This is a genomic window from Shewanella sp. 8A (genome assembly GCF_023475945.1).
Taxonomy (GTDB): domain Bacteria; phylum Pseudomonadota; class Gammaproteobacteria; order Enterobacterales; family Shewanellaceae; genus Shewanella; species Shewanella xiamenensis.
The window spans coordinates 1-7,569 of record NZ_JAMDJP010000059.1; the positions used below are offsets into that span (position 1 = coordinate 1).

Genomic DNA, 7,569 nt, shown 5'->3' on the forward strand with positions numbered 1-7,569 from the left:
ATTTAATTCTTTGATTACTCGCCAAACGGCAGAGTAATTTCGATTAACTCAACACCTGTGAGTGTCCACACAGATTTCTTGTTTAGATTGTTAAAGAGCATTTGACCTCATTGCTTGCGTTACCGCTCACTGGGTCAGGGCTGCGTATTCTACGCATTTCCCTCATCGCGTCAAGGCGTTTTTACAAACTTCTTGAGGCTTTCGAATCAACTGCACATTCTGCATTCGATTCGCACTGAAACCGCGTTAGCTTTCGCTGTCTGCCGTGTCAGTGGATGCGCATTATAGGCAGCAGAACTTTTTGTGCAAGCGCTTTTTGTCAGAAAATTACGATTAATCATCTAGACGCCTAGATATCCAGCAACATGAATAAAAAAGGGACTAAACAGTCCCTTTTTAAACTCATTTGGTTAACGAAACAGTAACTATGGGCTGAAGAATCGCGATTCTTGCTCGACTTCGACTTCTTCACCATCAATATGGGTTTTCACTTTTATCTCGATGTTTGTCACTGAACGCGAAAGTTCGACCGGATCGACCCCGATACTAATAGGTAGAGTTAATACCTCTCCACCAGCAATCGTCACTGAGGTAGGTCCATACCACTTATAGTTGTTGAGGCCTTCAACACTCATCGTGTATTCATGGGCTTGCTCTGTCTTGTTCAGGATCTTCAAAGTGAAGGTGTTTTCAATCAAACCTCGATCATTTTCTCGATAGAGTTGATTACGGTCGCGGATAATATCCATACGCACTGGCGCAATTGTCGCACTCGCATAGATAAAGATCAGTATCATCGCGGCCAGCACCACACCATAACCCACCAGCTTCGGACGCAGTACCTTCTCTTTAATACCTTCGAGTTTATTTTCGGTGGTGTAACTAATCAGCCCTAGAGGATATCCCATCCGCTCCATGGTTTGGTCGCACGCATCAATACAGGCACCACAGTTAATACATTCATATTGCAAGCCATTACGAATATCGATACCGGTAGGGCAAACCTGAACACAGAGGTCGCAGTCAATACAATCACCTAGACCCATTTCTTTGGGGTCGGCTTTACGTGAGCGCGGGCCGCGGGTCTCACCGCGTTTTGCATCGTAACCAACGATATAGGTGTTTTTATCAAACATCGCCGATTGGAAACGCGCGTAAGGGCACATATGAATACACATGATTTCACGCATCCAACCCGCATTACCGTAGGTCGCTAAGGTAAAAAACACCACCCAGAAGTAGATTGCGCCTGATGCATTAAGGGTAAATACATCGACATAGACTTCACGGCTCGGCACAAAATAGGATACAAAGGTCATTGCCGTGATGAGCGAAAGCACTATCCATGCAGTGTGTTTTGCGGTTTTGCGCCAGATTTTGTCAAAACCCCATGGCATTTGATCTAGCTTAATGCGCTTATTACGGGCACCTTCGAGTTTTTCCTCAAACCAAATGAACATAAACGTCCATACGGTTTGCGGGCAAGTGTAACCACACCAGACTCGGCCGAGATAGGTTGTCACAAAAAATAACGCAAAGGCGGCTATCATAAAGAGAGCGGCAAGTAAGGTCAGATCCTGCGGCCAAATCGTTAAGCCAAAGACATGGAATTTCTGCTCAGCGAGGTTAAACCATACGGCTTGACGGTCGCCCCAAGGGATCCAAGGTAATATCAGGAAGAAGAGCATTGCTATCCAGCCCATGCGGCGGCGTAAACTACTCCATAATCCATCGATTGCACGGACATAAATCCGATTGCGGGGGTTAAAGCGATCAGCCTTATCTGCATCAGGCTGGTGAATCTTAATTCGATTGGTTTTCGAATAGTCCTTGTTATTAGATTCTGCGTTCATCGTGACAGCCTTTTACTGCTTTAATATTGGACGAAAACTGGCTTATTATACCCATATTATTAATGGTTATTCACTTATGTTGGACTAAAAGATGAAAGGTTGGATCATATTAGCGCTCCTTTGTGGTGCATTATATTACTTATACACTGAAACCGACAAACTAGATGCACCTATAGCAAAAACAGAGGAAATGGTTCAAAAGATAGAAAGCAAAGTGAGCTCAGCAATGGGCACTCAGATAATTAAAATTAATCAAAATCTCACGAAAGCACGAACAGAGATATTGGAGCGGCTATCAGCATCTGAGGCTGAAGAGTTTAATAAAATCCCACTCACCGAAGATGGCATTGCTGATTTTAAAGAAAACTACTGTGGCACTACAGCCACTGAGCATCCCATTTTTAGCCGAGATAACTTGCTATTTATCTGCGATAACCTCTAATTCCACTAACAGGCAAACGGAATTTTGCAATTCATCACTAAGCATGGTGCTTAGGCGATTGACCAGAAACATGATTCCGCCTAGCCTTTGAGCTTCAATTATATAGGCCTTGCATCATGACTAAACCAGTATCAGATATTTTTGATCCCACACTGTGGGATGAAGTCGACGGATTTAACTTCGACGATATTACTTACCATAGAGCCAAAGCCCATGGCACAGTGCGTATCGCCATCAATCGCCCAGATTGCCTCAATGCCTTTCGTCCAAAAACGGTTGATGAGTTATATATCGCCCTAGATCACGCTCGCCAATGGTCCGATGTAGGTTGTGTATTACTCACTGGCAATGGCCCCTCGGCCAAAGGACAATATTCGTTTTCCTCGGGTGGCGATCAACGTATTCGCGGCAAAGATGGCTATAAATATGAAGGCGCCGAAGAGGGCAAAGCCGATTTAGCCAGAATGGGGCGTTTACATATCCTCGAAGTCCAACGATTGATCCGCTTTATGCCAAAAGTAGTGATCGCGGTCGTGCCTGGTTGGGCCGTGGGTGGCGGACACAGTTTGCATGTGGTTTGCGACTTAACCTTAGCCTCCAAGGAACACGCCGTCTTCAAACAAACCGATCCCGATGTCGCGAGTTTCGACTCAGGCTATGGCAGTGCTTATCTTGCCAAGATGATTGGCCAAAAGCGTGCGCGAGAAATTTTCTTCTGTGGCTTTAACTACAGTGCCGATGAAGCCTTTGCCATGGGAATGGTGAATAAATCGGTTCCCCATGCCGAACTCGAAGTTGAAGCATTAAGATGGGCCAAAGAGATTAACTCCAAATCGCCTACGGCGATGCGTATGCTGAAGTACGGCTTTAACATGACCGACGACGGCATGGTCGGTCAGCAACTGTTTGCGGGTGAAGCGACACGCTTAGCCTATGCCAGCGCAGAAGCTCAAGAAGGACGCGATGCTTTCCTTGAGAAACGTGACCAGGACTTTTCAGCGTTTCCTTGGCATTACTGATCGAAGCTGATTGCCATATAAAGCCCTCATTCGAGGGCTTTATATTTTTTAGCGCTTATAGATAGAAAAAACCGTTTAAACTAATCTCAAAATACGGGTTTAAATTTTAATGAGAATTGTTATCATTTAATCATTCCCAATTGGGGCTAACATTAGAGGATAAGATCATGACCAAGACATTAACTTTTGCCGTATTACATTTCAGCGTTGCCTTCACCGTTACCTATTTATTAACTGGTAGTGTTTTGGTCGGTGGTGCCGTCGCCTTAGTTGAGCCCGCAATAAATACTGTAGTGTTTTATTTCCACGATAGAGTATGGAAACGTTTCGAGGCAAAAAAGCAGAACGCACTTAATGCAATAACGGCTTAATACACTCAGCCACCAGCACATACTCTAATAAAGCCCCAATAAAAAACCGCCATTTAGGCTGTGAGAGAGGAATAAAGTTTCATACTTATCCATTTGTAGATGCTGATTTTTGGCTGGTAAAAGCAGCACCTAAAAAATAAAGTATCACACCAAATCTAGATCAAGTTCCAATTTAGATCAGAATTCTAGTAATAAAGAATCATACTAGTACAGATAAGGATTTGATAACCTAGCTAAATCGCAAGTTGCAACGCTTTCAGCACCACTATATTCACTATGCATCCAATAATTACTAATTTGCTGAAAGTAGTCTTTCCACCAATTTTTCTGCGATTCTTTTACGATTTCTTGATACGTTGTATCTGCTCGAAGGTTCTTCCAAGTTCTCTTATCGAGGAAGTTTGTTAAGGCGAAATCTATAGCCAAAAACAAGTCTAGCGGGGGATGCATTAAACGTGGTGCATCCATTATTAATAAATCCCCATAGTTAGAAATATCGTCTTTAATGGCCCTTCCTCCGTGATGGAAATGGTAACTTGGGTGTATAAAGTCAGGCTCACTACCTTTGGGATTATTCTTATGATAATCCAAATGCCAAGCCCCTTTCGCGAGTTCAGCAGTGTCTTCTGAACAAGCTTCATACACAATTTCCACAACAGCACTATCTACATCACCAAACTTAAAAGCACCATTTTCAACTAATGATATATCCAAATTTAAATAGGCTGACAAACCAGATCCATCCCATTTATCACAGCGAATTAATTGTTTATCTGATACATTTCGAAACTCAAGACAATATAATTTATATGACAATCCTCTTGTCGCATTAGTCCTTTCTAAGGACTTAATTAGGTCATATAAAGGACTGGAACTTACTATCACTCCGTGCTCATCTAAGACTCTTATAAAGTCATGCACTTGACATATTGTATTATTCTTATCACTCATCGGAAGTTAATCTTTTATAAAGAGGTTTAACTTTTTTCTGGTAATCATGATCAACTGAAAACTTTGGTGTATGTCTTCTGTTGTATACCGTTTCAACATCGAGATATATTTTTTGCTCCCACGGTTTCAAATCCACAGCTTTTGCAATTAATGCATCATATGGGTCAAGTGGAGTACCTGAAACAATGCAGTTCACCCAAAATTTTTCGCTTTGCTTTCCGTTGGAATATTTGGGAATAATGGCATTAATGTCTGTAAGTAATGTAATTTTTTTTAAAGCATCAACTCTTTCCGACGCCTTCATAGCTCGTAGCACTTGCCCTTCTGGATAATTTTCTAACCACCAGTCTTCTATTCGAGAAAACCACCACCGCTCCTTTAATTCAGAAAAGACACCCTGATATTTATATCCATTAAGTAACCCTTTTAAGCGTTCCCAATCTGCAGACCTGGAAATATCTACTCCTAATTTTGTAGCGAGCATTTCTTCTGTAATTAAAATTCCAGCACTATATACAAAGTTATTTAGCAAAAGAGATATTAGAGTATGAATATCATGACTCTTAGTTTGAATGTACTCTACAAATCTATTATCAGTGTATTTAAACACTGCTTCATCCCACTTTAATAATGGCTCTAATAGCTCAAATGGCTTTGAATATAGGGTTGCTATATTAGGTAACACATCTTCCCGTGCATGCTTATATGCTATAGCTAAAGCTATAATTATCTTACTAACTTTACAAGCATACTCTGAAGATGAAGCGACATTTCTTTTTTTAACTGCATAATCAAACAGATTATGAGCACTTTCATCTAAATCGTAGTATTGAACAAAGACATCTTCATTGGAAAGAAGAATAATAGGAGCACTATCAATTTCGCGACCGATCATTTCAGTACGAAAATTTTGGGCTAGAGATGTTCCCCAATAATCAGCCGTATTTCCATACTCATTAGCCGCATCCAATTTTTGGTCTATAATCAAACCATCAAACTTATCAGAGGAAAACTTTCGTACAATTTCTTTCATTGTCCTCACACGAATATGCTCGATCTGAACCTTTCCCTCACCGAAATGTTCTAATTCGTTGATAAGAGGCTGAATATCATTTTGATGATCATCATCAATATACAAATATCTAATAAGCATCTTCAGGAATCTCATCTTCTGTTGCTTTAGGGATAATAATTTCTATGCATGTATTATACCCTTCAGAGGGGTCAATAATAGAAATATCCCCATCAAATCCCAAAACAATATCTTTAGTTATTGTCAAACCAAGCCCCATCCCTCTTAATTGCTGGCTATCTATGGCATAAGCACCTTGTGAAAGCTCTGTAGTATACAAGGCGTTAAAAACTCTACCCCAGTCTTTACGCGGAATACCATCACCATTATCTTCAAACCGAATAACATGTTCCTCGTTAGTTGACGTCATGACTAATTTCAAACACCCTTGCTGACGTCCAGCTCTAACAATAGCCTTACAGGAATTGGTAAATAAGTTCATTAATATTGAAGATAATTCGGAAAGGTGGATAGGTTTAGTCCAAAAATCGTCACCTTGAAAATCGATGTTAAGATCATACCCTCTACGCTGAATCGTAGGTAACATGGCGTCAAAAAAATTTCGAATTACATCCCGTAGCTCTATAGAACGTCTTGCTCGTTGTGAATTACTACGAATTGTGTCCGTAAAAAAGTCTGTATAAGAGACCAACATATCGATGTTCGACTCCATCTCTTTTGCAGATGTCAACGCTTCACAATGGTCCTTCACTAATCGTTGCAACTGCTTCCCATTTAGCATTAAATTATTAAGATAAAGCTGAATTTCATGAGTAAATTCAGCGATGGCTAAACCAGACGATGCGAGAACACGATACATATTCTTTTCATCAATAAGTTCACGAATTAACTCCTTGCTCTCTTCGAGAGCTCCCTTAATTTCGGAAGTGGTTTGAGAAATATCTGTACCGTCTGAGTTCTCTGGATTTGAATCTTGGTTTATTTGACCTTTATTGTTGGACGGTTGCTCGAGTTTCTCTACTTGTTCTGACAGGCTTTTAAAACTAGTTTGTATTTTTTCTTCTAGGGATTTTTCAGGTGATACATATCCCTTCTGACTGGAAGTAACTTTTCTTCCTCGTTCAGAAGTTATTCTCATCACTGCACTTTTTATGATTTCATAACCTATCCTTTGCAACTCATTGAAATAGTGGTTTTCAATAAGTCCTTCACGTGAAGAAGTTTCTTCAAAATGAAACCCTTCACTATCGGTTATATCAATATTCCCTATAAAGTTCGTGTTAGCGTGTGGTGGTAGAATTAAACGCCTTCTAGATGAATCATCTAACCCAAGCCAATCATCATGACGCGCTCCATATGGGGGTACATAAAAGCCATTGCGATACAGTTTGACCCCCCCGTTATCTCGCAAGTATGTTTGCAAATGAGATGAGCGTTTCCCTCCTTTTGCTAATGGGAAATAATGTACTTTAAATAAAAAGCCAACTTTTTTAAGAGCCTCTGATTTTATTTCTGATAACTCATAAGACTCATTCATTTCAAGGTTACTTACCCCCCTGATATGCAATTTAGGAGTACCTTTTTCCGTTATTTCAGCCTCAATTACGGCTAATGCTTCACTCAGAAATTCTGTTTCATCATTTACTATAGAAAATGGTTCCCCACATAAGGTAAGGCGATTAAAAAACTCTGGTTTAAAACCAGGGTCGACAACTCCTGACTCTAAGGTTTTAGGAACAACTTTAATTACTGAGCTTGTGTACTTAAATGCAGTAGAAATATTATCAGGTGATCTGATCCAGTAATAGTGGACACTTTGCTAAGCACTATTTTTTAATTCAAAGTTTTCAGGGCTTAAGTACCCAAGAGCACTATGCCGTCTGGTTCGATTGTAATCAAC

The 7,569-nt window shown here is 40.5% G+C and carries 7 protein-coding genes; 3 read left to right on the forward strand and 4 right to left on the reverse strand.

Annotation, left to right across the window (positions count from 1 at the left end; translation table 11 throughout):
- Window positions 1-425: 425 nt before the first annotated feature.
- On the reverse strand, window positions 426-1,853 hold the full coding sequence (gene ccoG, locus M0413_RS22305; RefSeq protein WP_037431664.1) for a cytochrome c oxidase accessory protein CcoG: 1,428 nt from the start codon (window positions 1,851-1,853) through the stop codon (window positions 426-428).
- Between the two features lie 91 nt (window positions 1,854-1,944).
- On the opposite strand from ccoG, the gene M0413_RS22310 reads away from it, so the two are divergent.
- From M0413_RS22310 to M0413_RS22320, 3 genes are all read left to right on the forward strand, one after another.
- The gene (locus tag M0413_RS22310; protein WP_037424115.1) at window positions 1,945-2,295 is read left to right on the forward strand and encodes a hypothetical protein; all 351 of its coding nucleotides are present in this window, start codon (window positions 1,945-1,947) and stop codon (window positions 2,293-2,295) included.
- A gap of 116 nt (window positions 2,296-2,411) precedes the next feature.
- Window positions 2,412-3,314, forward strand: a complete 903-nt coding sequence (locus tag M0413_RS22315; RefSeq protein ID WP_055647059.1) for a 1,4-dihydroxy-2-naphthoyl-CoA synthase — start codon at window positions 2,412-2,414, stop codon at window positions 3,312-3,314.
- 167 nt (window positions 3,315-3,481) lie between these two features.
- Window positions 3,482-3,685 (forward strand): DUF2061 domain-containing protein, encoded by a 204-nt coding sequence (locus M0413_RS22320; protein WP_023266065.1) that lies wholly within the window; start codon window positions 3,482-3,484, stop codon window positions 3,683-3,685.
- A gap of 204 nt (window positions 3,686-3,889) precedes the next feature.
- On the opposite strand, the gene M0413_RS22325 is transcribed toward M0413_RS22320, so the two are convergent.
- Genes M0413_RS22325 through M0413_RS22335 form a run of 3 tightly spaced genes read right to left on the reverse strand, consistent with a single transcriptional unit; the run spans window position 3,890 to window position 7,206 of the window.
- Window positions 3,890-4,636, reverse strand: a complete 747-nt coding sequence (locus tag M0413_RS22325) for a hypothetical protein (protein ID WP_249555685.1) — start codon at window positions 4,634-4,636, stop codon at window positions 3,890-3,892.
- Window positions 4,629-5,789, reverse strand: coding sequence for a protein-PII uridylyltransferase (locus tag M0413_RS22330; RefSeq protein ID WP_249555687.1), 1,161 nt, complete (start codon window positions 5,787-5,789; stop codon window positions 4,629-4,631). The genes M0413_RS22325 and M0413_RS22330 overlap by 8 nt, the downstream gene beginning before the upstream one ends.
- Window positions 5,779-7,206, reverse strand: coding sequence for a sensor histidine kinase (locus M0413_RS22335; RefSeq protein ID WP_249555689.1), 1,428 nt, complete (start codon window positions 7,204-7,206; stop codon window positions 5,779-5,781). The genes M0413_RS22330 and M0413_RS22335 overlap by 11 nt, the downstream gene beginning before the upstream one ends.
- Window positions 7,207-7,569 lie beyond the last annotated feature (363 nt).